Here is a 24,137-nt window from a genome sequence, read left to right as displayed (position 1 = left end):
GAGGTGGCGACGGGACGGGTTCCACCGCTAGACCGTCGCCGGGTCGACCTGCACCCGGACGGCGTCCAGCTTGCGACTGGCGCGCAGCCGCTGCAGCTCGCCGAGCGCGTGCGAGAGGGCGGCGCCGCGGGCGCGCGGGGTGCGCAGGACGACGCGCTCCTCACCGTCGCCGAGCGCCACCGGGCCGAGCACGTCGACGTCGGCGGGCGGGGCGAGCAGCACGAGCGCGTCGTCGACGGCGCCCGGCTCGCCGGTGACGGTGGCGAGGCGGGTGGCGGGCGGCAGCCGGGCGGCGGCCCGCTCGTGGGCCTCGCGCTCGGCGTGGCCGGGCTGGTCCCAGCGCACGAGCGCCTGCAGGGCGGGGTGCGCGGGGTCGCCGACGGCGAGCGCCCGGCCCCCGGGCCGCACCAGCCCGACCGCGTTGCTCCAGCGGCGCAGCGCCTCCTCGGTGGCGCGCAGGTCGTCGCGGCCGAGCAGCAGGTGGGTGTCGAGCAGGACGACGGCGGCGTACCCGCCCTCGGCCACCGGCTCGGCACCCGGCGTCGCCACCACCACCTGTGGCGTCGCGTCGACGGTGGCGGCCACGTGGTCGCCGGCCGAGGTGCGCACCCGCACGCCGGGGAGCGCGCGGCCCAGCTCTTCCCCCGTGCGGGCCTCGCCGAGCACCGGCGCCCGCAGGCCGCGTCCGCCGCAGTGCGGGCAGGCCCACGGCGAGGCGGGCGTGCCGCACCACCGGCAGGCGGGCGGCGTGGTGGGCGAGGTGACCGCGAGCGGGCCGGCGCAGGTGCCGCAGCGGGCCGGCTCGCGGCAGCGGTCGCAGGCCAGGGCCAGCGCGTAGCCGGCGCGCGGCGTCTGCACCAGCACGGGACCGTCGGCTAGCGCCGCGCGCAGCAGCTCGTGCACCTGCCGCGGGACGCGGGCGGCGTGGGCGTGCGGGTCGCGCGCCAGGTCGTGCTCGGTGGCGCCGGCGACGGCGGTGGTGACGGCGGCGCGCAGCCGTTCGCGCGGGGCGGCGATCTCGCGCGCCCAGCCGGTGCGCAGCAGCCCGGCCGCCTCGACGGTGCGCGCGAACCCGCCGACCAGGGCCGCGCAGCCCTCGCGCTCGGCCCGCAGCAGCAGCACCTCGCGGGTGTGCGGGTAGGGCGCGCGCGGCTCGGCGAACAGGTCGTCGCCGTCGTCCCAGATCGCCACCAGGCCGAGGTCGGCGACCGGCGCGAAGGCGGCGGCGCGGGTGCCGACCACGACGCGGACGGCGCCGCGCGAGACGGCCAGGAAGTCGCGGTAGCGCGCGGCCGGGCCGGACTCGGCGGTGAGGGCGACGTGACGGCCGGGCCCGAGCGCGGCGGTGAGTGCGGCGTCGACGCGGACGACGTCCTTGCCGTCGGGCACGCACAGCACGGCCCCGCGCCCACCGGCCAGCGTGGCGGCGGCCGCGCCGGCGAGCAGCGCGGGCCAGTCGTCGCCCGGCGCGGCGGCCCAGACGGCGCGGGGACGGTGGCCCTCCCCGAGGTGGCGCAGGAACGCGGGGCCCTGGGGGTAGCCGTCCCAGCCGGCCGGGTCGGGCGGCGGCACCGGCTCGGACGGCGGCTCGGGGCTGGGCCGCTTCTCGGTGGCGGCGTGCCGGGGCGGCACGGCCAGGCGCAGCACGTCGGAGCGGACGCCGGCGTAGCGCTCGGCCACGTCACCGACCAGTGCCGCGACGGCCGGGGTGAGCACCGGCTCGGGGCTGACGACCCGGCGCAGCGGCGTCAGCCGACCGGTGTGGTCGGTCTCGGTGCCGCGCGCGAGCACGAACCCGTCGGCGTCGTGACCGGCGAAGCGCACCTTGACCCGGGCACCCGGCACCGCGTCGTCGGCCATCGCGGCCGGGACGGCGTAGTCGAAGGTGCGGTCGAGGTGGGCCAGCGCGACGTCGACGAGCACCCGCGCGACCGGGTCGACCTCGCTGATCGGGGCGTCGGCCGCCTTGCGGGCCCGCGTGGCGCGCGCCTTGGCCGCGGCCTCCTCGCGCGCCTGCCGCACCGTGGCGCGCACCATCCCCGGCACCAGCTCGGGCTGGGCCTCGGGGTGCGGGTCGGCCTCCGGCCGGCGCTGGGTCACGCCTCGTTGTCTAGCAGCCGCGGGTGACACCCGCCGCGACGACGGTCGAGGTGCGAGGCCCGGACACCGCCCACCCGGACCCACGAGACCCTTGAGGTCTCGAGGCTCGTCGCCAGGGCTCCTCGCACCTCGACCATCGTCAGACCACGCCCCGAACGATGGTCGAGGTGCCAGGCCGGCCACGGCCGAGCCTCGAGACCCCGCACCGTCCACGCCACCGTTCGCGCGGAGGCCGGTGGTTTCGACGACGCTCGCCCAAGGGCTCGCTGCTCAACCACCGCAGTCGGCCGTCGCCCGATGGTCGAGGCTCGTCAGCCCGGCCGGGGGACGGGAGCGTCGATCAGGAGACGGCGGCCTTGAGCGCCTCGGCGCGGTCGGTGCGCTCCCAGGTGAAGTCGGGCAGCTCGCGGCCGAAGTGGCCGTAGGCGGCGGTCTGCGCGTAGATCGGGCGCAGCAGGTCGAGGTCGCGGATGATCGCGGCGGGCCGCAGGTCGAAGACCTCGAGCACCGCCTGCTGGATCTGCTCGTCGGCGACGGTGCCGGTGCCGAAGGTCTCGACGAAGACGCCGACGGGCTGGGCCTTGCCGATGGCGTAGGCGACCTGCACCTCGCAGCGGCGGGCCAGGCCCGCGGCGACGACGTTCTTGGCTACCCAGCGCATGGCGTAGGCGGCCGAGCGGTCGACCTTGGAGGGGTCCTTGCCGGAGAAGGCGCCGCCGCCGTGGCGGGCCATGCCGCCGTAGGTGTCGACGATGATCTTGCGGCCGGTGAGGCCGGCGTCGCCCATGGGGCCGCCGACGACGAAGCGGCCGGTGGGGTTGACCAGCAGCCGGTAGCCCTCGGAGGGGATGTCGAAGGTCTCGAGCACCGGGTCGATGACGTGCTTGGCGATGTCGCCCTCGAGCGCGTCGAGCTCGACGTCCTCGGCGTGCTGGGTCGACAGCACGACGGTGTCGATGCGCACGGCGCGGTCGTCCTCGTCGTACTCGATGGTGACCTGGGTCTTGCCGTCGGGGCGCAGGTAGGCGAGCGTGCCGTCCTTGCGGACGGCGGTGAGCCGCTCGGCCAGGCGCTGGGCGATGACCACCGGCAGCGGCATGAGGACGTCGGTGTCGTCGCAGGCGTAGCCGAACATCAGGCCCTGGTCGCCGGCGCCCTGCTTCTCCATCGCGTCGACGGAGCCGGTGCGGCTCTCGTGGGCGGTGTCGACGCCCTGGGCGATGTCGCCCGACTGGCCGCCGATGGCGACCATGACGCCGCACGAGCTGCCGTCGAAGCCCTTGTCGGAGTGGTCGTAGCCGATGGCGAGCACGCGGTCGCGCACGACCTGCTTGACGTCGACGTAGCCCGTGGTGGTGACCTCGCCGGCGACGACGACGAGTCCGGTGGTCAGCAGCGTCTCGACCGCGACCCGGCTGTGGGGGTCCTGGGCGAGCATGGCGTCGAGGACCGAGTCGCTGATCTGGTCGGCGATCTTGTCGGGGTGACCCTCGGTCACCGACTCGGAGGTGAACAGACGTCCGGGCACGGGCTATGTCTCCTGCTTCGGCTGAGCAACTGGTGAACCGGCCCCATCATGGAGCCTCGGGACGACTTGGTCCCAAATGGCATGGGCGAGGCGGGTCTTCGACCCGTGGGGCACCTCGACGGCGCTGCCGTCGGCACCGAGGACGACGGCCTCGTTGTCGTCGCGCCCGAAGACCGCTCCCCCGCTGACGTCGTTGACGACGAGCAGGTCGCAGCCCTTGCGGGCCAGCTTGGCGCGGGCGTGCTCGAGCACGGTGCCGTCGGCGTCGCCGGTCTCGGCGGCGAACCCGACGACGACGGCACCGGGACGCGGCCGGGCGGCGGCCAGCTCGGCGAGGACGTCGGGGTTCTGGGCGAGCTCGATGGTCGGCGCCGAGCCGTCGTCCGCCTTCTTGATCTTGGCCTCGCTGACCGCGACCGGCCGGAAGTCGGCGGGCGCGGCGGCCATGACCACGGCGTCGGCGTCACCAGCGGCAGCGAGCACGGCCTCGCGCAGCTCGGCGGTGGTGCCCACCCGGACGACGTGCGCCCCGGCCGGGTCAGCCAGCTCGGTGTGGGCCGCGACGAGGGTCACCCGGGCGCCGCGGGCGACCGCGGCGCGGGCCAGCGCGTAGCCCTGGCGTCCCGAGGAGCGGTTGCCGAGGAAGCGCACCGGGTCGAGCGGCTCGCGGGTGCCGCCGGCCGAGACGACGACGTGGCGCCCGGCCAGGTCGAGCCCGGGGCCGGCGTCCGCGCCGCGGGCCAGCACGTCGGCGCAGACCTCGAACAGCGCGTCGGGCTCGGGCAGGCGGCCCGGGCCGGAGTCGGCGCCGGTGAGGCGGCCCTCGGCGGGCTCGACGACGAGCACGCCGCGCTCACGCAGCGTGGCGACGTTGGCACGGGTGGCGGGGTGCTCCCACATCTCGGTGTGCATGGCCGGGGCCATCACCACCGGGCAGCGGGCGGTGAGCAGGGTGTTGGTGAGCAGGTCGTCGGCCAGGCCGTGGGCGGCCTTGGCCAGCAGGTCGGCGGTGGCGGGGGCCACGACGACGAGGTCGGCGTGACGGCCGAGCCGCACGTGCGGCACCTCGTGCACCGCCGTCCAGACGTCGGCGGCCACGGGACGGCCCGACAGCGCGGCCCAGGTGGGCGCACCGACGAACTCGAGCGCGGCGGCAGTGGGCACGACGGTGACGTCGTGCCCCGACTCGGTGAGCCGACGCAGCAGCGTGGCGACCTTGTAGGCGGCGATGCCGCCGCCGACGCCGAGGACGACGGCGGGCCGCTCGCCGGGCGCGCTGCTCAGGGCGCGGGTCCTACTCGGCGGACTCGGTGCCGGACGTGCCGGACGAGGTGCCGGCGTCGGCGGCGGCCTGCGCGGCCGCGGCCTCCTCGGCGGCGAGCTCGGCGGGGTCGATGTCCTCGCAGGTGAGCTTGTCGTCGGCGATCTCACGCAGCGCGATCGAGAGCGGCTTCTCCTGCACGTGGGTGTCGACCAGCGGGCCGACGTACTCGAGCAGGCCCTCGCCGAGCTGGCTGTAGTAGGCGTTGATCTGGCGGGCGCGCTTGGCGCTGTAGAGCACCAGCTTGTACTTGCTGTCGGTCTTGGTCAGCAGGTCGTCGATCGAGGGGTTGGTGACGCCGACGGCATCGATGTTGGGCGCAGACACGCGTGAGCCTCTCGCAGGTGGATCGTGGCAGATGCATCGTGAACCGGGGGCGGACCCGATGACGGGGACGCACTCAGCCGGGCTGGGACTCCAGCCGTATCAAGGCTACCAACTCATCGGCTGCGGCCTGTACTTCCCGGTTGACGATGGTGACGTCGAACTCGGTCTCGGCGGCCAGCTCGTCCTCGGCGGTGGCCAGGCGGCGTTCGCGCTCGGCCTCGGTCTCGGTGCCGCGCCCGACGAGCCGGCGCACCAGCTCGTCCCACGAGGGCGGCTTGAGGAAGACGAAGACCGCCTGCGGCATGGTGGCGCGCACCTGCCGGGCGCCCTGCAGATCGATCTCGAGCAGCGAGGGGCGGCCGGCGGCCAGCGCCTCCTCGACCGGACGCCGCGGCGTGCCGTAGCGGGCCGCCTTGTGCACCACGGCCCACTCGAGCAGCGCCTCCTCGGCCACGAGCCGGTCGAAGGTGGCGTCGTCGACGAAGTGGTAGTGGACGCCGTCGACCTCGCCGGGCCGGGGCGCGCGGGTGGTGGCCGAGACCGAGAGCCAGACGTCGGGGTGGCGCTCGCGGACGGCGGCGGCCACCGTGCCCTTGCCGACCGCGGTGGGGCCGGCGAGCACGACGAGCCGGCTCCTGTGGGAGCCGGTCACTCGGCCGCGAACTCCTTCTGGAGGGCGGCGATCTGCTTGGAGCCGAGACCGCGCACGCGGCGCGACTCGGCGATGCCGAGACGCTCCATGACCTGCCGGGCGCGCACCTTGCCGAGGCCGGGGACCGACTGCAGCAGCTCGACGACGCGCATCTTGCCGATGACCTCGTTGGTCTGACCCTGCTCGACGATGTCGATCAGCGAGGCGCCCGAGTTCTTCAGCCGGTTCTTCACCTCGGCCCGCTCGCGTCGGGAGGCGGCGGCCTTGACGAGCGCCGCCTGGCGCTGTTCGGGGGTCAGCGGGGGCAAGGCCACGGGTGAGGGTCCTCCGAGAGGTCGGGCAGGAGCGGGTGGCCAGCGGCCATGAGAGAGCCAATCTAGTCAGAGGCCCGCGCGCGCGGCAACGCCGGGCTCCCCCGGCGTGCAGACCGGTCCGGACCGGTCCAGCCCGGTCCGTGGCCGGTGGGGTCGATGGGGTCTCGGCGGGCGGTCAGCCGAGCGTCAGCGACGTCCCGCAGACGTCGCGGGCCTGCTGCTGCACGCCGTCGAGCGCCTCGCGCACCTGCTCGGTGTTGACGCTGCTGGCACCGGCCGCGATCGCCTCCTGCTGCTCGTCCGTGACGCCCTCCGGCGGGTCGACGGGGTCGTAGGACGCCGGGTCGACGCCGGCGTCCTCGAGGGCGTCGCGCAGCACGTCGATGCGGGTGACCACGATGGTCCACTCGTCCTCGATGTCGCGGGGGGCGGCCTCGAGCAGCCGCTCGAAGCTGGGCAGGGCGGCCAGCAGGCCGGGCGCGCCGCCCAGCGACAGCGCGTCGGTGAGCGCCGACTGCTCGTCGGCGACGGCCTCGCAGTAGGCCCCGAAGCGGTCGGGGTCCTCGCCGCAGCCGGCGAGCGCCGTCCCGCACGTGACCGCGAGGGCCAGGCCCGCGGCGAGGCGTCTCACGCCGGCGTCCGCAGCTCGTCGTTGGCGCGGCGGACGGCGTCGCGCATCGCCTCGGGGTCGGGCCCGGCCCGCAGCACCTGGCGCGACGAGCTGGGCGTCACGTGGGCGGCCGCCGGTCCGAAGATGCGGCGGACGTCGGCGGCCGTGCCGCCCTGCGCGCCGTAGCCGGGCGCGAGGATCGGCCCGTTGAAGGCGTAGCGCTCGGGGCCGACGCCGGCGATCTCGGCGGCCACGGTGGCCCCGACGACGGCGCCGAACGAGCCGAGCGGCTCGGCGCCGTCGTTGAGGCGGCGCAGGTGGGCCAGCACCCGGTCGCCGACCGGCTCGCCGGTGTCGGTGACGGCGTGCTGCACCTCGGGACCCTCCTTGTTGGAGGTGTGGGCCAGCACGAACAGGCCGCCGCCGTGGCGGCGGGCGGCGTCGACGAACGGGTCGAGCGAGCCGACGCCGAGGTAGGGGCTGACGGTCACGGCGTCGGCGGCGAGGGGGCTGGCGGGGTCGAGGTAGGCCTCGGCGTAGGCCTGCGAGGTGGAGCCGATGTCGCCGCGCTTGACGTCGAGCAGCACCAGCGCGCCGGCCGCCCGCGACTGCTCGATCACCCGCTCGAGCACCGCCACGCCGCGTGAGCCGAACCGCTCGTAGAACGCCGACTGCGGCTTGACGACCGCGCACAGCGGCGCGACGGCGTCCACGACCGCGAGTGCGAACCGCTCGAGCCCGGCGACGTCGTCGTCGAGCCCCCAGTCGTGCAGCAGTGCGGCGTGGGGGTCGATGCCGACGCAGAACGGCCCGCGCTCGGCCAGCGCGGCGACGAAGCGGGCTCCGAACGGGGCGAGGGTCATGGGAGGGGCACGACTTCCTGGGCGGGGCTGGGGACGAGGGGCGACGCGAGGACGGCGCCGAGCCTAGGCTGCCGCGCGTGACTGTCCCGGGCGACGGCCGCAGCCGACGCGACGCCTTCCACGACTACGCCGGCGCGGCGCTCGACCGGCGCCTGGTCGACGAGGTGGTCGGCACGCGGCGCGAGCGACCGCGCCTGGGTGCGAGCACCGTCGTCCTGGTGCTCATGGCGACGGCGGTGCACCTGGTGCTGCTGGCGCTGGTGGTCACCGGCGTGGGCCTGCTCGCGGCCGGCTCGACCTGGGTGCTGCGGGTGCTGGGCGTGGTGGCGCTGCTCGCCGCGGTGGCGATGGTGGCGGCCCCCGGCGTGCGGGTGCCGCGCGGCAGCGGGCTGCTCGGCGAGAGCCCCGCCCTCGCCGGGCTCGTCGAGGAGGTGGCCGGCTGCGTGGGCGGCCCCACCCCGCACCGGGTCGAGCTGAGCCCCGAGTTCACCGCGTTCGTCACCAGCACCCGCACCGGACGACGTGTGCTCACCATCGGCGCGCCGCTCTGGGTGGCGCTCGGCCCCCAGGCGAGGGTCGCCCTGCTCGGCCACGAGCTGGGCCACTTCGCCCACCGCGACGTGCTCAGCGGGCGCTACGTCGGCGCCGCGATGGTCGAGGTGCGGGCCTGGCTCGACGTCCTCGCCGGCAACGGCGACCCCGACGACGCCGCCCAGCGCGCGATGGCCGCGGTGACGTGGCCGGTGCGGGCCGTGCTGACGGGCTACCTGCGGCTGATGACGCTGCTCGACGGACCCTCGCGCCGCCGTCAGGAGGTCTTCGCCGACCTCGCCAGCGTCAGGGTCGCGGGCACCGCCGGCGCGGTCGACCTGCTCGAGACCGTCCTCGCCGAGGACGGCGTCGTGGTCGCGTGCAACCGCACGGCCGTCACCGCGGGCCGGCCGCCCCTGCGACCGGCCATCGAGGCGGTGGCCGCCGGGCTGGACGACGCCCGCCGGGCCGGGCTGCGGCGCGCCGGGGCGTCGCGGCGCAGTCGCATCGACGACAGCCACCCGGCCACCGTCGAGCGGCTGCGGCTGGTCGAGGGCGTCGAGCGGCGCGAGCCCGCCGTCGTCCTCGACGCCGCGCGGGAGCGGGAGGTCGAGGCGCAGCTGGCTCCACACGTCGACGACGCGCTGCGGTGGCTGGCCGCGTCGTTCCTCTCGCGCTGAGGGGCGCGGGAGGGGCTCAGCCATGGGCGAGCTCCCTGACGAGCCGCCGCGGCCAGGCGGGGCCCTCGTAGATGAACGCGGTGTAGGCCTGCAGCAGGTCGGCGCCGGCCTCGAGGCGGGCGCGGGCGTCGTCGGCGGTGGCGATGCCGCCGACGCCGACGAGGGTGAGCCGGTCGCCGACGTGCTCGCGCAGCAGCCGCATCACGGCCAGGGCGCGGGGCGCGAGCGGGCGTCCGGACAGGCCACCGGCCCCCACCTCGTCGAGCTGGGCCGGGTGGCTGCGCACGTAGTCGCGGGCGATCGTGGTGTTGGTGGCCACGATGCCGGCGAGGCCGAGCTCGAGGGCGAGGTCGGCCACGGCGCGCACGTCGTCGTCGGCGAGGTCGGGGGCGATCTTGACCAGCAGCGGTACCTCACCGGCACGGCCGGCGTCGCGGGTGTGCTCCTGCACGCGGGTGAGGAGCGGCCCGAGGCGCTCGACGGCCTGCAGGCTGCGCAGGCCGGGGGTGTTGGGCGAGCTGACGTTGACCACGAGGTAGTCGGCGTGCGGCGCGAGCAGCCGGGCGCTGGTGCCGTAGTCGTCGAGCACGGCCGGCTCGTCGTCGTCCGGCACGACCTTGGTCTTGCCGATGTTGACGCCGAGCACCGGGCCCTCGCCGACCGGACGACGTCCGCGCGCCGCGAGCCGGGCGGCCACCGCCTCGGCGCCGTCGTTGTTGAAGCCCATGCGGTTGACCACGGCCCGGTCGGCGACCAGCCGGAACAGCCGTGGCCGGGGGTTGCCGGGCTGCGGGCGGGCCGTGACGGTGCCGACCTCGACGTGCCCGAACCCGAGCCCGCCGAGCGCGTCGATTCCCTCGGCGCTCTTGTCGAACCCGGCGGCCAGGCCGAGCGGGTGCGCGAACCGCAGCCCCATGGCCTCCACCGGCCGTCCCGTCGGGGCGGGCAGCCGGGCGAGCACCGGCGCCGCGGCCCGGATGCCGCGGAAGCCCAGGCGGTGGGCGTCCTCGGCGTCCAGGCGCCGGAAGCCGTGCTCGAAGAGCCGCTGGTAGGCCGTCACGAACCGTCCCGACGTGCCCGGGCCCAGTCCTGCAGGCTGCGCACCGTGATGTCGCCGCGCCGGCGCGCCTCGATGCCCTGCACGGCGGCGCCGAGGCCCGGCACGGTGGTGATGCACGGGACGTTGGCCATGACCGCCGCCGTGCGGATCTCGTAGCCGTCGAGACGCACGTTGCCGCCGGTGCCGGCGCCGTAGGGCGTGTTCACGATCAGCTGCACCTCGCCGTCCAGGATCAGCTGCACGGTGGTCTTCTCGCCGTTCGGGCCGGGCCCCTCGTGCTGCTTGCGGACGACGGTGCACGTCACCCCGTTGCGGCGCAGCACGTCGGCGGTGCCCTGGGTGGCGAGGATCTCGAAGCCGAGGTCGGCGAGCGCCTTGACCGGGAAGATCATCGAGCGCTTGTCGCGGTTGGCCATCGAGACGAAGACCCGCCCGCTGGTGGGCAGCGGGCCGAAGGCGGCGGCCTGCGACTTGCTGAACGCCGTCCCGAAGTCGCGGTCGAGGCCCATCACCTCGCCGGTCGACTTCATCTCGGGGCCGAGCACGGTGTCGACCTGCTGGCCGTCGGGGGTGCGGAACCGGTTGAACGGCATCACCGCCTCCTTGACCGCGATCGGCTGGTCGGCCGGCAGCGAGCCGCCGTCGCCGGTGGCCGGCAGCACGCCGGCGGCGCGCAGGTCGGCGACCGACTCGCCCAGCATCACCCGGGCCGCGGCCTTGGCCAGCGGCGTCGCGGTGGCCTTGCTGACGAACGGCACGGTGCGCGAGGCGCGCGGGTTGGCCTCGAGCACGTAGAGGATGTCGGAGCCCAGCGCGAACTGGATGTTGATCAGACCGCGGACGCCGACGCCGCGCGCGATGGCCTCGGTGGCCTCGCGGATGCGCCCGACCTCCCGCTCGCCCAGCGTGATCGGCGGCAGGGCGCAGCTGGAGTCGCCGGAGTGGATGCCGGCCTCCTCGATGTGCTCCATCACCCCGCCGAGGAACAGCTCGTCGCCGTCGAAGAGGGCGTCGACGTCGACCTCGACGGCGTCGTCGACGAACCGGTCGACCAGCACCGGCGCGGCCCGGCTGATGAGCCCGGCGGCGACGTACTTGTCGAGGTAGGTGCGCAGCGTGTCCTCGCCGTAGACGATGACCATGCCGCGCCCGCCGAGCACGTAGGAGGGCCGCACCAGCACCGGGTAGCCGATGTCGGTGGCGATGCGGCGGGCCTCCTCGAACGACGTCGCGCTGCCGTGCTGCGGGGCCACCAGGCCCGCCTCGGCGAGCACCCGGCCGAACGCGCCGCGGTCCTCGGCGAGGTCGATGGCGTCGGGGCTGGTGCCGACGATCGGGACGCCGGCGGCGGCCAGCCCCTGGGCGAGGCCGAGCGGGGTCTGCCCGCCGAGCTGGCAGATGACGCCGGCCACGGGGCCGGCCTGCCGCTCGGCGTGCACGACCTCGAGCACGTCCTCCAGCGTGAGCGGCTCGAAGTAGAGCCGGTCGGAGGTGTCGTAGTCGGTGCTGACGGTCTCGGGGTTGCAGTTGACCATCACGGTCTCGTAGGCGCCGCCGGGCAGGCCGGGGTCGGAGAGCGCGAGGGCGGCGTGCACGCACGAGTAGTCGAACTCGATGCCCTGACCGATGCGGTTGGGGCCCGAGCCGAGGATGATCACCGCCGGCCGCTCACGCGGCGCCACCTCGCTCTCCTCGTCGTACGAGGAGTAGTGGTACGGCGTCGCGGCGGCGAACTCGGCCGCGCACGTGTCGACGGTCTTGTAGACCGGCCGGATGCCGAGCGCGTGCCGGACGCCGCGCACGACGTCCGCCGTCATGCCGCGGATCTTGCCGACCTGGGCGTCGGAGAAGCCGTGCCGCTTGGCGCGGCGCAGCAGCCCGGGGGTCAGCTCGGGGGCGGCGGTGACCTCGGCGGCGACCTCGTTGATCAGCAGCAGCTGGTCGACGAACCACGGGTCGATGCCGGTGGCCTCGTGCACCTGCTCGGGCGTCGCGCCGGCCCGCAGGGCGTCCATGACCAGCTTGAGGCGGCCGTCGTGCGGGGTGCGGATCGCCTCGAGCAGCGCGTCGCGGTCGAGGTCGACCCACTCCTGGTGCCAGTCGAAGACGGCGTCCGCGCTCTCGAGACTGCGCAGCGCCTTCTGCAGCGCCTCGGTGAAGTTGCGGCCGATGGCCATGGCCTCGCCGACGCTCTTCATGTGGGTGGTGAGCGTCGGGTCGGCGCCGGGGAACTTCTCGAATGCGAACCGCGGCACCTTGACCACGACGTAGTCGAGCGTGGGCTCGAAGGCGGCCGGGGTGCTCTTGCCGTCGGGGCGCACGGTGATGTCGTTGGCGACCTCGTCGAGGGTGTAGCCCACCGCCACCTTGGCCGCGATCTTCGCGATCGGGAACCCGGTGGCCTTGCTGGCGAGCGCGCTGGAGCGGCTGACGCGCGGGTTCATCTCGATGACCACGATGCGGCCTGTGCGCGGGTCGACGGCGAACTGGATGTTGCAGCCGCCGGTGTCGACGCCGACCTCGCGGATGACGCCGACCGAGATGTCGCGCAGGCGCTGGTACTCGCGGTCGGTGAGCGTCATGGCCGGCGCGACGGTGATCGAGTCGCCGGTGTGCACGCCGACGGGGTCGACGTTCTCGATGGAGCAGACGATGACCACGTTGTCGGCGCGGTCGCGCATCACCTCGAGCTCGTACTCCTTCCAGCCGAGGATCGACTCCTCGAGGAGCACCTCGGTGGTCGGGGACGCCGCCAGCCCGGCCCCGGCGATGCGGTGCAGGTCGTGCTCGTCGTAGGCCAGGCCCGACCCGGCGCCGCCCATGGTGAACGACGGACGCACCACCATCGGGTAGCCGAGCTCGTCGGCGGCCGCGAGGCACTCCGCCATCGTGTGGCAGATCGCGCTGCGGGCGACCTCGGCGCCCCACTCGGGCGGCAGGCCCTCGACGATCCGCTTGAACGACTCGCGGTTCTCGCCCTTCTCGATGGCCTCGACCGAGGCGCCGATCAGCTCGACGTCGTACTTCTCGAGCGTCCCGTCGGCGGCCAGGGCCATCGCGGTGTTGAGCGCGGTCTGCCCGCCGAGGGTGGCCAGCAGCGCGTCGGGCCGCTCCTGGGCGATCACGCGCTCGACGTACTCGGGCGTGATCGGCTCGACGTAGGTGGCGTCGGCGAACTCGGGGTCGGTCATGATCGTGGCCGGGTTGGAGTTCACCAGCACCACGCGCAGGCCCTCCTCGCGCAGCACGCGGCACGCCTGGGTGCCGGAGTAGTCGAACTCGCAGGCCTGCCCGATGACGATCGGCCCCGAGCCGATGACCAGGACGGACGTGATGTCGGTGCGCTTGGGCATCAGGCCTCCCCTCCGGTCGTGCGGACCGAGAGCAGGTCCGCGAAGCGGTCGAACAGGTAGCCGGCGTCGTGCGGGCCGGCCGCGGCCTCGGGGTGGTACTGCACCGAGAAGGCCGTGAGGCGGCCGGCGTCGTCGCGCAGCTCGAGGCCCTCGACGACGTCGTCGTTGAGGCACACGTGGCTGACGGTGGCCTCGCCGTACGGCGTGGTGGTGGGCGCGTCGAGCGGCGCCCGGACGGCGAAGCCGTGGTTGTGCGCGGTGACCTCGACCTTGCCGGTGGTGCGGTCCATCACCGGCTGGTTGATGCCGCGGTGGCCGTAGGTGAGCTTGTAGGTCTCGAAGCCCAGCGCCCGGCCGAAGAGCTGGTTGCCGAAGCAGATGCCGAAGTAGGGCAGGCCCCGCTCGAGCGCGGCGGCCAGCAGCTCGACCTGGTGGGTCGTCGCGGCCGGGTCGCCGGGGCCGTTGGAGAAGAACAGCCCGTCGGGGCCGTGCTCGCCGACGCCCAGGACGTCGTCCAGGGTGGCGGTGGCGGGCAGCACGTGCGTCTCGACGCCGCGCTGGGCCAGCCGGTAGGGCGTCATCGACTTGATGCCGAGGTCGACGGCGGCGATGGTGTGCCGCCGCTCGCCGTGCGCCTCGACGACGTAGGCCTCGGCGGTCGAGACGGCGCTGGCGAGCTCGGAGCCGGCCATCGCGTCGCTGGCGCGCACCTTCTCGAGCAGGGCGGCGGGATCGGTGTCGACGCTGCTGATGCCGGCGCGCATGGCGCCGCGCTCGCGCAGGTGGCGGGTCAGCGCGCGGGTGTCGACGCCGCTGATGCCGACCACGCCCTGCGCGCGCAGCTCGTCGTCGAGGCTGCGGCGGCTGCGCCAGCTGGACGGCGTCCGCGCGGGGTCGCGCACGACGTAGCCCGCGACCCAGATGCGGGACGACTCGGGGTCGTCGTCGTTGACCCCGGTGTTGCCGATGTGCGGCGCGGTCATCACCACCACCTGGCGGTGGTAGCTGGGGTCGGTGAGCGTCTCCTGGTAACCGGTCATGCCGGTGTTGAAGACCGCCTCGCCGAAAGTCTCGCCCTCGGCGCCGTAGGCCTCACCACGGAACGTGCGACCGTCTTCGAGGACCAGGATGGCCGGGCTGGGCGGGGCATGCGGTGGCACGCCTACCTCCTTCTCCGCCTCACGGGACGGACCTTAAAGGACGTCGGGGACTCGCGGGGTCACGCTATCAGCGCCCGCCCGCCCCTCCCCCGCGCCGGGCCGGTGGGCGGACGCCTCGTCGACGCGAACGCCCCCACGGACCCTGAGCCTGTCGACGGGCACCCCCGCGCGAACGTCCGCACAGACGGCCGAGCCCTTCGACGAGCTCGGGGTCCGTGCAGACGCGTCGGCGGCGGCGGGCCGGTGGTCTCGAGGCTCGTCGCCAGGGCTCCTCGCACCTCGACCATCGTGGGACCGACCCTGCCGGCCCTGACGATGGTCGAGGTGCGAGGCCGGCCACGGCCGAGCCTCGAGACCTCGCACGCGTCACGCGGACCCGACCCCGCGGCTCAGCGGCCGGAGCGGGTGGTGCCGCGGCGGGGCGGGGCGGTGGTGGGGTCGTCGGGCCAGGGGTGCTTGGGGTAGCGGCCGCGCAGCTCGGCGCGGACGGCGGCGTAGCCCGACGCCCAGAACGAGGCGAGGTCGGCGGTGACGGCGGCGGGGCGGCCGGCGGGCGAGAGCAGGTGCAGCAGCAGCGGCACCCGGCCGCCGGCGAGGCGGGGCGTCCCGGTCCAGCCGAAGCACTCCTGCAGCTTGACCGCGAGCACGGGCTGGCCGCCGGCGTCGACGGCCTCGTAGTCGACCGCGACCGACCGCCCGCTCGGCACCGTGATCCGCTCGGGCGCCAGCTCGTCGAGGTGCGCCGCCTCGGGCCACGGCAGCAGCCCGCGCAGGCCGGCAAGGACGTCGTCCGGGCGCGGGCCGCGGGACCCGACGACCAGCCACCGCTCGACGTCGGCCAGCGCCACGTCCGAGACGTCGGGCCAGGGGTCGCCGATCGCCTCGTGCAGGAACGCGAGCCGGGTGCGCAGCGCCCGCGCGGCCGGCGGCCACGGCAGCACCCCGACGCCGTCGGCGGCCACGGCGTCGCGCACCGCCGCCGCCACGAGGGCCGGGGCGGGGTCGGAGACCGGCGTCGACGCCAGCTCGACGGCGCCGAGCCGCCGCACCCGGCGGGCCCGCACCCGGCCGTCGCGCCAGCGGACGTCGTCGGTCTCGATCAGGCGCGCGGACGCGGCGTCGAGGGCCAGCTCGGCGGTCAGCGGGGCGGCGACGCGCACCCGGGCCTCGGCGTCACCGGGACGGCGGTCGACGTCGGCCACCGCCAGCCACTCCACCTCGGCCAGCGGGTCGCCGGCGGGCAGCACCGCGCCGGTGCCGCCGACCATCACGAACCGGCCCCCGCCGCGCGACCGCGCCACCCGCTCGGGGTGGGCGAGCGCGACGACGGCCCCGGCGGCGAGGTCGTCGGGCAGGTCGTGCGCGCCGCCGCGCTCGACGAGCGCCTCGAGCCGCCGCACCTCCCGCCGCCACGCGCCGCCGTCCCGGCGCGCCGCCCGCAGTGCGGCGGTCAGGTCGGTCTCGCGCGGACGCCGGTCGTCGGCCAGCAGCGCCACCACCTCGGCGGCCCGCCGCGCGCCCACCAGTGGGGCGCCGTCGAGCAGCGCGCGCGCCAGCCGCGGGTCGGTGGGGACGGCGGCCAGCGCCCGGCCGCGCGTGGTGACGCGGCCGTCGTCGTCGACCGCGCCGAGGTCGTGCAGCACCCCGCGGGCAGCCGCGAACGCCGCGCCGGGCGGCGGGTCGGGCAGCGCGAGGCCCGACCCGTCGGGGTCGCCCCAGGCAGCGAGCTCGAGCGCGAGGCCGGTGAGGTCGGCGGCGGCGATCTCGGGGGTCGGGTGGGCCGGGCGGTGGGCGTGCTCGGCCTCGCCCCAGCAGCGGTAGGCGGCGCCCGGCGCCTCGCGGCCGGCACGCCCGGCGCGCTGGTCGGCCGCCGCCCGGCTCGCCGTCACGGTGACGAGGCCGCCGAGCCCGCGGCGGTGGTCGTGCCGCGGCTCGCGGCTCAGCCCGGCGTCGACGACGGCCCGCACGCCGGGCACCGTCAGCGAGGTCTCGGCGACCGCGGTGCTGACGACGACGCGCGGCGCGCCGTCGGCGGCCGGGCGCAGGGCGGCGTCCTGCTCGGCCGCGGGCAGCCGGCCGTGCAGCCGCACCGCCGCGACACCGGACCCACTGAGCCGCCGCGCGACCTCGTCGACCTCGCGCGCCCCGGGCACGAAGACCAGCACGTCGCCGTGCGCGGCGAGCGCCTGCCGCGCGGTCGCGGACACGTGATCGAGCAGCGCGCGGGTGACGCCCCGCTCGTCGAGCGCCCGCGCGCCGGGCGGCAGCGGCGCGTACCGCACCTTGACCAGGTGCAGCGCACCGGGCACGTCGACCACCGGGCCGCCCAGCAGCGCGCCGAACCGCTCCGCCTCGACGGTCGCCGACATCGCCACCACCCGCAGGTCGTCGCGCAGCGCACCGCGCACGTCGAGGGTCAGGGCCAGTGCGAGGTCGGCGTCGAGCGAGCGCTCGTGCACCTCGTCGAGGACGACGGCCGCGACGCCGGGCAGGTCGGGCGAGGACTGCAGCCGACGCACCAGCAGCCCGGCGGTCACGAACTCGACGCGCGTGCGGTCGGACACCCGCCGCTCCCCGCGGACGGCGTACCCCACCGTCGCGCCGACCGGCTCGCCGAGCAGGTGGGCCAGCCGGGCCGCGGCGGCCCGGGCGGCGATCCGTCGCGGCTGGGTGACGACCACCCGGCCGCCGTCGGCGACGCCGTCCGCCACCGCCGGCGGCACCAGCGTCGTCTTGCCGCTGCCGGGCGGCGCCTGCACCACGGCGGTGCCGCCGGCGTCCAGCGCGGCCGCGAGCCGGGCGAGCCCGCCGGCGACGGGGAGGTCGCCGGCGCGCCGGAGGCGGTCGAGCAGCGTCACCCGCCGTGCGTGCGGACGCCCCGCAGGTAGGTCGCCACGACGCGGCCGGTCAGCTCGCGGCCGTGCCACGGGTTGTTGCGCGAGAGCGAGGCGGACTCGTCGCGGTCGACGGTCCAGGTGGCGGCGGGGTCGACGAGCACGAGGTTGGCCGGCTCGCCCGCCGCGAGCGGGCGGCCCTGCTGCGCCAGGCCGGCGATGGCGGCCGGCGTCGTCGACATCGCGCGGGCGACGTCGGCCCACGTCATCCGGCCGGTCGCGACCATGACGGTGGCGACCACCGGCAGCGCCGTCTCGAGGCCGAGCATGCCGAACGCGGCGTCGGCGAAGGCGTGCTCCTTGTCGTGGCGGGCGTGGGGCGCGTGGTCGGTGGCGACGGCGTCGATGGTGCCGTCGGCGAGTGCCTCGCGCAGCGCCTCGACGTCGTCGGAGGGACGCAGCGGCGGGTTGACCTTGAACGTCGGGTCGTAGCCGGCGAGCAGGTCGGTGGTCAGCAGCAGGTGGTGGGGCGTCACCTCGGCGGTGACCGACCACGTGCCGTCGCGCTCGGCCTGCGCCTTGGCCCAGCGGAGCACCTCGACGGTGCCGCCGGTGGAGGCGTGGGCGACGTGCACGCGCGAGCGGGTGTGCCGCGCCAGCATCACGTCACGCGCCACGACGACCTCCTCGGCGACGCCGGGCCAGCCGGGCAGGCCGAGCCGGCCCGAGACCTCGCCCTCGTGGCAGCAGGCGCCGGGCCCGGCCAGCGCGGGGTCCTGCGCGTGCTGGCTGACGACGCCGCCGAACGCCCGCACGTACTCCAGCGCGCGGCGCATCACGCGGGCGTCGGCGACGCAGTGGCCGTCGTCGCTGAAGACCGTCACGCCGGCCCGCGAGCGGTGCATGAGGCCGAGCTCGGCGAGCTCCTCACCAGCCAGGCCGCGGGTGACGGCACCGACCGGCTGGACGTCGACCAGCCCGGCCGCGCGGCCGAGGTCGTGCACGTGCTCGGCGGCCTCGGCGGTGTCGGTGACGGGCGAGGTGTTGGCCATGGCGAGCACGGCGGTGAAGCCGCCGGCGGCCGCGGCCCGCGACCCGGTGAGCACCGTCTCGGCGTCCTCGCGGCCGGGCTGGCGCAGGTGGGTGTGCAGGTCGACCAGCCCGGGCAGCGCGACCAGGCCGTCGGCGTCCAAGACCTCGGCGCCGTCGGCGGACAGGCCGGTGCCGACCTCGGCCACCACGCCGTCGGCGAGCAGCAGGTCGACGGGGTCGCCGCCGAGCACGCGGGCGCCCCGGATCAGGGTCGGCACAGGACGGTCGCTCATCGGGTCTCCTCCCCGGCCAGCAGGTGGTAGAGCACGGCCATGCGCACCGCCACGCCGGCCGAGACCTGTTCGAGCACCAGCGACTGGGCGGCGTCGGCGGCGTCGGCGGCGATCTCGAGGCCGCGGTTCATCGGGCCCGGGTGGCAGATCGGGACGTCGGGCCCGAGCGTCGCGAGCCGGTCGCGCGTCAGCCCGTAGCCGACGGTGTACTCGCGCGCGCTCGGGAAGAACCCACCGCTCATCCGCTCGCGCTGGACGCGGAGCATCATCACGGCGTCCGCGGTGGGCAGCACCTCGTCGAGGTCGTGCGCGGTGGCGAACCCGGCCTCGGCGCTCCAGGCGACCACGCCGCTGGGCATGAGCGTCGGCGGGGCGACCACGGTGACCCGCGCCCCGAGCGTGGCGAGACAGATGACGTTGCTGCGGAAGACCCGGCTGTGGGTGAGGTCGCCGACGATGACGACGTGGCGGCCCTCGAGCGGGCCGAGCCGCCGCTGCAGGGTGTAGGCGTCGAGCAGCGCCTGGGTGGGGTGCTCGTGCGTGCCGTCGCCGGCGTTGAGCACCACGGCGTCGACCCACCGCGAGACCAGGTGGGCCGCGCCGCTGGCCGGGTGGCGCATCACGAGCGCGTCGACGCCCATCGCGTCGATGGTGCGCACGGTGTCGCGCAGGCTCTCGCCCTTGCTGGCCGAGCTGCCCTTCGCGGCGATGTTGATCGTGTCGGCCGAGAGCCACTTGCCGGCGATCTCGAAGCTGGAGCGGGTGCGGGTGGAGTCCTCGAAGAACAGGTTGATCACCGTGCGGCCGCGCAGCGCCGGCAGCTTCTTGACCTCGCGCCGCTGCACGTCGTGCATCTCGGCGGCGGTGGCGAACAGCGTGGCGATGTCGTCGGCGGTCAGGTCGGCCGCCGAGAGCAGGTGCCGCCTCACGCGATCCACACCCCCTCGACGCCGTCGGGCCCGTCGGGGCCGGCCAGCCGCACCATGACCCGCTCGACGGTGGCGCTGGGCAGGTTCTTGCCGACGTGGTCGGCCCGGATCGGCAGCTCGCGGTGGCCGCGGTCGACCAGCACCGCGAGCCGCACGACGGCGGGCCGGCCGAGGTCGTTGAGCGCGTCGAGCGCGGCGCGCACCGTGCGGCCGGAGTAGAGGACGTCGTCGACCAGCACCACCGTGCGGCCGTCGACGCCGCCGGGCGGCACCTCCGTCGGGTGCGGTGCGCGGGCCGGGTGACGGCGCAGGTCGTCGCGGTACATCGTGACGTCGAGCGCCCCGACCGGGACGGCGACGTCCTCGACGGCGCGGATGCGGTCGGCGATGCGGTGGGCCAGCGGCACGCCACGGCTCGGGATGCCCAGCAGCACGAGGTCGCCGGCCCCCTTGTTGCGCTCGAGGATCTCGTGCGCGATGCGGGTCAGCGCCCGGGCGACGTCGCCGGGGTCGAGGACCTCGCGGCCGTCGGGCGGCGGGGCCGAGAACGGGGATGCAGCGGGTGGGGCGGCGTCGGTCACGCCTGACCTCCTTCTCCGCCTCACGGGACGGCTCGTTAAAGGACGTCGATCGCGCCGACCCTATCGCGCAGACCGAGCGCCAGCGGGACCGACCGCAGCCGAGGGAGAGCCAGCCCGCGGACGGGTCTGACGTCCCAGCAGGCCGCGGTGGCGGTGCTGGGCATCGAGGCAGCGGAGAACCCGTTCGCGGCGCGCGACCTGGAGATCCCAGGTGCCGTGGCCGTTGACCGTCGGGGCCCAACGACCAGGCTCAGGGTCCGTGGGAGACGTTCCAATCGACCTTGCGAGGTCTCGAGGGTCGTCGCCAGGGCCTCACACCTCGACCACCGTCCGCGCGGGCCGACCACCAGCCCGTTCGCGGCGCGCGACCTGGTGAGTGACGAGCACGGAGGGCGCAGCGAGGAACGAGCGAGCCCTCCGCGCGCAGGAGCGAACCAGGTCGCGTGAAGGCGCCGCGAACACGCGCCGAAGCGACGAAGGAGCGGAGGCGCCAAACAACACAGGGGGCTGGTCGCCCCGCCCGCCGCGGCCGTTGACCGACCGAGCTCTCCGACAAGCTCAGGGTCCGTGATGCGACGTGGGCGCCGAGGGCCAGCGGTCTCGAGGCTCGTCGCCAGGGCTCCTCACACCTCGACCACCGTGGGGGCGGGTCGACCACGGACCCGTTCGCGGCGCGCGACCGTGTAACCGACGAGCACGCAAGGGCGCAGCGAGGTACGAGCGAGCCCTTGCGCGCGCAGGAGGGCACACGGTCGCCGATGGCGCCGCGAACACGCGCCGAAGCGAGGAACGAGCGGAGGCGCAATCAGACACAGGGGCTGGTCATGCCGCCCGCCGCGGCCGTTGACCAACCGTGCCCTTCGACAAGCTCAGGGTCCGTGGGAGACGTTCACATCGACCGTGCGAGGTCTCGAGGCTCGTCGCCAGGGCTCCTCACACCTCGACCATCGTTGGGCAGCGACCCACTCGCGGCCGCGGCCGTTGACCCAACGAGGGCCCGACGACCAAGGTCAGGGTCCGTGTGGTCCCGACTCCGGGGACGCTCCGTCGCCTGAGGGTGAGTGCAACCCGAACGGCTGAGCCGGCGGGCGCGTGACCTCGGCCTCGTCAGGTGGCCCCTCGCGGGTGGGGTCTGGCAGGATCGTCTCCGCGAAGGGGAGTAGCTCCCGTCGTCCGTGAGGACGACGGAGGTGCGTCGACACACCGGTGGCCGAACGATGAAGACCACCCGGCGTACCGCCCGGCCGATCACAGCACGGCCCGGTGAGCGAGACCTTCGGCACGTCCGTGCCGAGGCCTCCCCTCCCCCGGGGTCGCGCGGCAGCCGCACCAGAGAAGCCGTAGAGGTACCCCCGCCATGTCGACCTGGACGCTCCTGCTCATCGCGCTCGCCGTCTCCGCCGACGCCTTCGCCGTCGCGCTCGGCAAGGGCCTGGCCATGCGACGCCTGCGGATGGGCGACGCCGTCGCGCTCGCCCTGACCTTCGGGCTGTTCCAGGCGCTGATGCCGGTGCTGGGCTGGTGGCTGGGCAGCCGGCTGCGCGACGTCGTCACCGAGGTCGACCACTGGCTGGCCTTCGGCCTGCTGTCGGTGATCGGCGTCCGGATGATCTGGGAGGCCTACCACGCCGAGGCCGACCCCGAGCCCGGCGACGAGCGAATCCCGCTGCGCGAGCTGCTGCTGCTCGGTGTCGCCACCAGCATCGACGCGCTCGCCGTCGGCATCGGCTTCGCCTTCCTCGACGTCTCGATCGCGCTGGCGGCGCTGCTGATCGGCGCGATCACGTTCTCGCTGTCGCTGGGCGCGGTGGTCATCGGGCACAAGGTCGGCAACAAGCTGCGCGGGCCTGCCGAGATCATCGGCGGCGTCGTGCTGATCCTGGTCGGTCTGCGCATCCTGCTCGACCACCTGGGCGTGTGGTGAGAGGTTGGGCCCATGCCGAACCTGCCCTTCCGCGACGACGTCCGCGAGATGCTGCTCAAGCCCAACCCGGCCGTGGTGGCCACGCTGCGCTCGGACGGCGCACCGGTCTCCGTGGCCACCTGGTACCTGCTCGAGGACGACGACCGCGTGCTGCTGAACATGGACGACACGCGGGTGCGCCTCGGTCACCTGCAGCGTGACCCGCGGGTCTCGCTGACGGTGCTCGACAGCGACAGCTGGTACACCCACGTCTCGCTCGTCGGCCGGGTCGTGGAGATCAAGCCCGACGAGGGCCTCGTCGACATCGACCGCCTCAGCACCCACTACGGCGGCCAGCCCTACCCCGACCGCGAGAGCCCGCGCACCAGCGCCTGGTTCGAGGTCGAGCGCTGGCACGGCTGGGGCGAGATGAAGGACTGACGCCCGGACGGCGCCCGCCGCTCAGGCGTCGGTGACGTCGACCAGCACCTTGCCGACGGCGCCGCCCTCGACGGCGTCGTGGGCGGCCGCGAGCTCGTCGAGCGGGTAGTGGTGCAGCGGCAGGCCGGCGTCCTCGCCGACGCGGAGGGCTCCGGCGGCGACGGCGGCGGTGACGTCGTCCGCGGCGGCGCGCAGCAGGTCGGGCCGCACCGAGTAGAGCAGGACGCCGACGAGGGCGACGTTCTTGGCGAAGGCGCCCCGCACCGGCAGGGTCATCTCGTCGCCGCCGTTGTTGGCGTAGAAGCCGATGGTGGCGTGCTGGGCGACCACCTCGAGGTCCAGGGCGAGGTTCTGGGCGGGCGCCACCTCGACGACCTGGTGGACGCCGTCGGGGGCGATCGCGCGCACTCGGGCGACGACGTCCTCGCGGCGGTAGTCGACGACGTGGTGGGCGCCGGCCGCCTCGGCCAGCGCGGCCTTCTCGGGGCTGCTGACAGTGGTGATCACGGTGGCTCCGGCCCAGCGGGCCAGCTGCACGGCGGCGTTGCCGACCGCGCCCGCTCCCCCGGCCACCAGGACGACGCGACCGTCGAGGGCCCCGGGCGCGAGCCGCGGGACGTCGCCCACGGTGAGCGCGCGGTGGGCGGTGATCGCGGGGACGCCGAGGTTGGCGCCGAGGTCGAAGCCGGCTCCCTCGGGCAGCCGGGTCACGCGCTCGACGGGCTGCACGCTCAGCTCGGCCGCGGTGCCGACCGGCCGCCCGGACTGGGCCATGAACAGCCACACCGGGTCGCCGACAGCGAGGTCGCTCACGCCCTCGCCGACCGCCTCGACCCGCCCCGCGCCGTCCTGCCCGGGCGCGACCTGGTCGAACCCGCCCGGCATCCCACCCATCGCCCCGGCGCGGAACTTCCAGTCGGTGGGATTGATGCCCGACCGCACGACCCGCACCACCACCTCCCCCGCCCCCGGCGTCGGGTCGTCGAGCTCGACGGCCTGCAGGACGGACGACGGACCGGTCTCGCGGTACACCACAGCACGCATGCTCAATTCCTACTCCGCCGCCGCGAACGCCACCACGCCCCCCTGGCCTGGCGAGTTCGACCGCGGGGATGCGGGGTCAGCCCGCGCCGCGGTGCGATGTCCCATCCGCCCGCGGTGTCTATGCTGGGCTGAAGGCACCGCGCACACGCGCCGAAGCGAGGAACGAGCGGAGGCGCCAAACAACACCGTGGGCTGGTCAGCCCGCTCGCCGCGGCCGTTGACCGACCGTGCCCTTCGACAAGCTCAGGGTCCGTGTGGGGACCTGGGCGTGGAGGGCCAGAGGTCTCGAGGCTCGTCGCCAGGGCTCCTCACACCTCGACCACCGTCAGGTCGGGCCGACCACAGCCCCGTTCGCGGCGCGCGACCTGGTGAGTGACGAGCACGGCGGGCGCAGCGAGGAACGAGCGAGCCCTCCGCGCGCAGGAGCGAACCGGGTCGCATGAAGGCGCCGCGAACACGCGCCGAAGCGAGGAACGAGCGGAGGCGCCAAATAACACCGGCGGCCGGTCTGACCATTACGCCCCAAGCGTTGACCGACTGTGCCCTTCGACAAGCTCAGGGTCCGTGTGGGGACGTTCGCA

The 24,137-nt window shown here is 75.4% G+C and carries 19 protein-coding genes; 3 read left to right on the top strand and 16 right to left on the bottom strand.

Translation table 11 applies throughout. The features are described from left to right. Nucleotides 1–27 precede the first annotated feature (27 nt). From ABEA04_RS17620 to pyrF, 8 genes are all read right to left on the bottom strand, one after another. A complete protein-coding gene (locus ABEA04_RS17620; protein WP_345461619.1) occupies nt 28–2,100 on the bottom strand; it encodes a primosomal protein N' in 2,073 nt (690 codons plus the stop codon). Nucleotides 2,101–2,440: 340 nt separating this feature from the next. Beyond that, entirely contained in the window at nt 2,441–3,628 is a 1,188-nt protein-coding gene (gene metK, locus ABEA04_RS17615) for a methionine adenosyltransferase (protein WP_345461615.1), read from the bottom strand. 3 nt (nt 3,629–3,631) lie between these two features. Further along, complete coding sequence (gene coaBC / locus ABEA04_RS17610) at nt 3,632–4,912, bottom strand: bifunctional phosphopantothenoylcysteine decarboxylase/phosphopantothenate--cysteine ligase CoaBC (RefSeq protein ID WP_345461813.1); 1,281 nt, start codon at nt 4,910–4,912, stop codon at nt 3,632–3,634. A 10-nt stretch (nt 4,913–4,922) separates the two neighbouring features. Then, entirely contained in the window at nt 4,923–5,276 is a 354-nt protein-coding gene (gene rpoZ / locus ABEA04_RS17605) for a DNA-directed RNA polymerase subunit omega (RefSeq protein ID WP_345461612.1), read from the bottom strand. Nucleotides 5,277–5,349: 73 nt separating this feature from the next. Continuing rightward, on the bottom strand, nt 5,350–5,928 hold the full coding sequence (gene gmk, locus ABEA04_RS17600) for a guanylate kinase (protein ID WP_345461609.1): 579 nt from the start codon (nt 5,926–5,928) through the stop codon (nt 5,350–5,352). Beyond that, nucleotides 5,925–6,242, bottom strand: coding sequence for an integration host factor, actinobacterial type (mihF, locus tag ABEA04_RS17595; RefSeq protein WP_345461606.1), 318 nt, complete (start codon nt 6,240–6,242; stop codon nt 5,925–5,927). Before mihF ends, gmk begins: the two co-directional genes overlap by 4 nt. Nucleotides 6,243–6,417: 175 nt before the next feature. Continuing rightward, a complete protein-coding gene (locus tag ABEA04_RS17590) occupies nt 6,418–6,873 on the bottom strand; it encodes a hypothetical protein (protein WP_345461603.1) in 456 nt (151 codons plus the stop codon). Beyond that, entirely contained in the window at nt 6,870–7,715 is an 846-nt protein-coding gene (pyrF, locus tag ABEA04_RS17585; RefSeq protein ID WP_345461600.1) for an orotidine-5'-phosphate decarboxylase, read from the bottom strand. Before pyrF ends, ABEA04_RS17590 begins: the two co-directional genes overlap by 4 nt. A 77-nt stretch (nt 7,716–7,792) precedes the next feature. Here pyrF and ABEA04_RS17580 point away from each other — a divergent pair, with 77 nt between their 5' ends. Continuing rightward, nucleotides 7,793–8,926 carry a M48 family metallopeptidase gene (locus tag ABEA04_RS17580; RefSeq protein WP_345461597.1) on the top strand — a complete coding sequence of 378 codons (1,134 nt, stop codon included), beginning with the start codon at nt 7,793–7,795 and terminating at the stop codon, nt 8,924–8,926. A gap of 16 nt (nt 8,927–8,942) precedes the next feature. Here the strand turns inward: ABEA04_RS17580 and ABEA04_RS17575 are convergent, their stop codons facing one another. The 7 genes from ABEA04_RS17575 to pyrR all read right to left on the bottom strand — a co-directional run bounded on the left by ABEA04_RS17575 (nt 8,943) and on the right by pyrR (nt 20,168). Next, the gene (locus tag ABEA04_RS17575; protein WP_345461594.1) at nt 8,943–9,986 is read right to left on the bottom strand and encodes a quinone-dependent dihydroorotate dehydrogenase; all 1,044 of its coding nucleotides are present in this window, start codon (nt 9,984–9,986) and stop codon (nt 8,943–8,945) included. Next, nucleotides 9,983–13,339, bottom strand: coding sequence for a carbamoyl-phosphate synthase large subunit (gene carB, locus ABEA04_RS17570; RefSeq protein ID WP_345461591.1), 3,357 nt, complete (start codon nt 13,337–13,339; stop codon nt 9,983–9,985). Before carB ends, ABEA04_RS17575 begins: the two co-directional genes overlap by 4 nt. After that, the gene (carA, locus tag ABEA04_RS17565; protein WP_345461587.1) at nt 13,339–14,499 is read right to left on the bottom strand and encodes a glutamine-hydrolyzing carbamoyl-phosphate synthase small subunit; all 1,161 of its coding nucleotides are present in this window, start codon (nt 14,497–14,499) and stop codon (nt 13,339–13,341) included. The genes carB and carA overlap by 1 nt, the downstream gene beginning before the upstream one ends. A gap of 389 nt (nt 14,500–14,888) precedes the next feature. Beyond that, nucleotides 14,889–17,357 carry an ATP-dependent helicase HrpB gene (gene hrpB / locus ABEA04_RS17560; protein ID WP_345461584.1) on the bottom strand — a complete coding sequence of 823 codons (2,469 nt, stop codon included), beginning with the start codon at nt 17,355–17,357 and terminating at the stop codon, nt 14,889–14,891. Then, entirely contained in the window at nt 17,354–18,658 is a 1,305-nt protein-coding gene (locus ABEA04_RS17555; RefSeq protein WP_345461581.1) for a dihydroorotase, read from the bottom strand. Before ABEA04_RS17555 ends, hrpB begins: the two co-directional genes overlap by 4 nt. After that, a complete protein-coding gene (locus tag ABEA04_RS17550; protein WP_345461578.1) occupies nt 18,655–19,587 on the bottom strand; it encodes an aspartate carbamoyltransferase catalytic subunit in 933 nt (310 codons plus the stop codon). The genes ABEA04_RS17555 and ABEA04_RS17550 overlap by 4 nt, the downstream gene beginning before the upstream one ends. Next, nucleotides 19,584–20,168, bottom strand: a complete 585-nt coding sequence (gene pyrR, locus ABEA04_RS17545; RefSeq protein ID WP_345461575.1) for a bifunctional pyr operon transcriptional regulator/uracil phosphoribosyltransferase PyrR — start codon at nt 20,166–20,168, stop codon at nt 19,584–19,586. Before pyrR ends, ABEA04_RS17550 begins: the two co-directional genes overlap by 4 nt. Before the next feature lie 1,357 nt (nt 20,169–21,525). Between pyrR and ABEA04_RS17540 the strand changes: the two genes are divergently transcribed. Both ABEA04_RS17540 and ABEA04_RS17535 read left to right on the top strand, forming a co-directional pair. Continuing rightward, nucleotides 21,526–22,092, top strand: a complete 567-nt coding sequence (locus ABEA04_RS17540; RefSeq protein ID WP_345461572.1) for a manganese efflux pump MntP — start codon at nt 21,526–21,528, stop codon at nt 22,090–22,092. 12 nt (nt 22,093–22,104) lie between these two features. Then, nucleotides 22,105–22,512, top strand: coding sequence for a PPOX class F420-dependent oxidoreductase (locus tag ABEA04_RS17535; RefSeq protein WP_345461569.1), 408 nt, complete (start codon nt 22,105–22,107; stop codon nt 22,510–22,512). Nucleotides 22,513–22,533: 21 nt separating this feature from the next. On the opposite strand, the gene ABEA04_RS17530 is transcribed toward ABEA04_RS17535, so the two are convergent. Beyond that, entirely contained in the window at nt 22,534–23,556 is a 1,023-nt protein-coding gene (locus tag ABEA04_RS17530) for an NADPH:quinone reductase (protein ID WP_345461566.1), read from the bottom strand. Nucleotides 23,557–24,137 lie beyond the last annotated feature (581 nt).

The organism is Nocardioides marinquilinus (assembly GCF_039543705.1).
Lineage (GTDB): Bacteria > Actinomycetota > Actinomycetes > Propionibacteriales > Nocardioidaceae > Nocardioides > Nocardioides marinquilinus.
The sequence above is the reverse complement of the archived record's forward strand: the minus strand, read 5'-3'. Positions and strand labels throughout refer to the sequence as shown.

Coding starts and splice junctions, on each gene's coding strand:
- pyrF (WP_345461600.1), bottom strand. CDS start 7,715: ATGACCCTCGCCCCGTTCGGAGCCCGCTTCGTCGCCGCGCTGGCCGAG.
- carB (WP_345461591.1), bottom strand. CDS start 13,339: ATGCCCAAGCGCACCGACATCACGTCCGTCCTGGTCATCGGCTCGGGG.
- ABEA04_RS17555 (WP_345461581.1), bottom strand. CDS start 18,658: ATGAGCGACCGTCCTGTGCCGACCCTGATCCGGGGCGCCCGCGTGCTC.
- ABEA04_RS17540 (WP_345461572.1), top strand. CDS start 21,526: ATGTCGACCTGGACGCTCCTGCTCATCGCGCTCGCCGTCTCCGCCGAC.
- ABEA04_RS17535 (WP_345461569.1), top strand. CDS start 22,105: ATGCCGAACCTGCCCTTCCGCGACGACGTCCGCGAGATGCTGCTCAAG.
- ABEA04_RS17530 (WP_345461566.1), bottom strand. CDS start 23,556: ATGCGTGCTGTGGTGTACCGCGAGACCGGTCCGTCGTCCGTCCTGCAG.